Below are 2,154 nucleotides of genomic sequence, written 5' to 3' on the forward strand. Positions count from 1 at the left end.
GGCGGCTCGGCCTCGGCGACCAGCCGCCCGGCGATCAGGTCGTCGACGACGGCGGAGACGGTGGCCCGGGTCAGTCCGGTGCCGGCGGCGAGGCCGGCCCGCGAGGGCGGTCGGTCGGCGGCGGCGATCCGGCGGAGCACCACCGCGAGATTCAGCTCACGCAGGCTGCCCTGCCGGACCGCTCCGGCGGTGCTGGTGCTGGTCACCACTTGACACTGCCACATCGCCGCCATTTAATTCAACCGCTGAACAAATCGCGGACGCCATCACCACCCGGAGGTTCCCATGGCACCCCGTCCCACCCCCGCGGACAAGTTCTCCTTCGGCCTCTGGACCGTGGGCTGGCCGGCCCGTGACCCGTTCGGCGACGCCACCCGGCCCGAGCTGGACGCCGTCGAGGCGGTGCACCGGCTCGCCGAGCTCGGCGCGTACGGGATCACGTTCCACGACGACGACCTGGTTCCGTTCGGCGCGGACGCGGCCACCCGCGACGCCCGGCTGAGCCGGTTCCGCAAGGCCCTCGACGAGACCGGCCTGGTCGTGCCGATGGTCACCACCAACCTGTTCACCCACCCGGTGTTCAAGGACGGCGGCTTCACCAGCAACGACCGCGACGTGCGCCGCTACGCGCTGCGCAAGGTGCTGCGCAACGTCGACCTCGCCGCCGAGCTGGGCGCGAAGACGTTCGTCATGTGGGGCGGCCGGGAAGGCGCCGAGTACGACGTGGCCAAGGACGTCCAGGCCGCGCTGGAGCGCTACCGCGAGGCGGTCGACCTGCTCTGCCAGTACGTCGTCGACAACGGCTACGACCTGCGCTTCGCCCTGGAGCCCAAGCCGAACGAGCCCCGCGGCGACATCCTGCTGCCCACCGTCGGCCACGCGCTCGGCTTCATCTCCACCCTGGCCCGCCCGGAGATGGTGGGGCTCAACCCGGAGGTCGGCCACGAGCAGATGGCCGGGCTCAACTTCGCCCACGGCATCGCCCAGGCGCTCTGGCAGGGCAAGCTGTTCCACATCGACCTCAACGGCCAGCGCGGCATCAAGTACGACCAGGACCTGGTCTTCGGCCACGGCGACCTGCTCAACGCGTTCGCCCTGGTCGACCTGCTGGAGCACGGCGGTCCGAACGGCGGCCCGGCTTACGACGGCCCGCGCCACTTCGACTACAAGCCCTCCCGCACCGAGGACATGAGCGGGGTCTGGGCCTCCGCCGAGGCGAACATGCGGACCTACCTGCTGCTCAAGGAGCGGGCCGCGGCGTTCCGCGCCGACCCCGAGGTCGCCGAGGCACTCGCCGTCGCCCGGGTGGCCGAGCTGGCCACGCCGACGCTGAACCCCGGGGAGGGCTACGCCGAGCTGCTCGCCGACCGGACCGCGTTCGAGGAGTTCGACCCGGAGGCGGCCGGCGCCAAGGGCTTCGGTTTCGTCCGGCTCAACCAGCTCGCCGTCGAGCACGTGCTCGGCGCGCGCTGAGGCGGGCCGTCATGCCGCTCGTCGCCGGCGTCGACTCGTCGACCCAGTCCTGCAAGGTGGTGGTCCGGGACGCCGAGACCGGGGCGCTGGTCCGGCAGGGCCGGGCGCCCCATCCGGCCGGCACCGAGGTCGAGCCCGCCGCCTGGTGGGACGCCCTGCGGGCGGCCGTCGCCGAGGCCGGCGGCCTGGCCGACGTGGCCGCCGTCTCGGTCGGCGGCCAGCAGCACGGCATGGTCTGCCTGGACGAGGCGGGCGAGGTGGTCCGCCCGGCGTTGCTGTGGAACGACACCCGCTCCGCCGACGCCGCCCGGGACCTCGTCGCGGAGGCCGGTGGCGGGGAGACCGGCCGCCGGTTCTGGGCCGAGGCCACCGGCGCGGTGCCGGTGGCCAGCTTCACCGCCACCAAGCTGCGCTGGCTGGCCCGGCACGAGCCGGCGAACGCCGACCGGGTGGCCGCGGTCTGCCTGCCGCACGACTGGCTCACCTGGCGGCTCGCCGGCGCTCCCGGCCTGGACGCGCTGCGTACCGACCGGGGCGACGCCAGCGGCACCGGCTACTGGTCGCCGCGCACCGGCGAATACCGGCTCGACCTGCTGGAGCAGGCCTTCGGGCGGCGCCCGCGGGTCCCGGTCGTGCTCGGTCCGGCCGAGGCGGCCGGGCAGCTCGACCCGGCGGCGCTCG

General features: G+C 74.2%; 2 protein-coding genes and 1 pseudogene. 2 read left to right on the top strand and 1 reads right to left on the bottom strand.

All coding sequences use genetic code 11. The annotated features are described in order from the left end of the window. A pseudogene (locus HUW36_RS31480) lies at positions 1-233 on the bottom strand (MarR family transcriptional regulator); the annotation flags it as partial. Positions 234-285: 52 nt separating this feature from the next. Between HUW36_RS31480 and xylA the strand changes: the two are divergent. Next, on the top strand, positions 286-1,473 hold the full coding sequence (gene xylA, locus HUW36_RS31485; RefSeq protein ID WP_174531400.1) for a xylose isomerase: 1,188 nt from the start codon (positions 286-288) through the stop codon (positions 1,471-1,473). Positions 1,474-1,484: 11 nt separating this feature from the next. Then, positions 1,485-2,154, top strand: a 670-nt coding sequence (locus tag HUW36_RS31490) for an FGGY family carbohydrate kinase (protein WP_246248417.1), incomplete at its 3' end; no start/stop codon positions are given.

It is taken from the genome of Micromonospora maritima (genome assembly GCF_902825405.1).
Lineage (GTDB): Bacteria > Actinomycetota > Actinomycetes > Mycobacteriales > Micromonosporaceae > Micromonospora > Micromonospora maritima.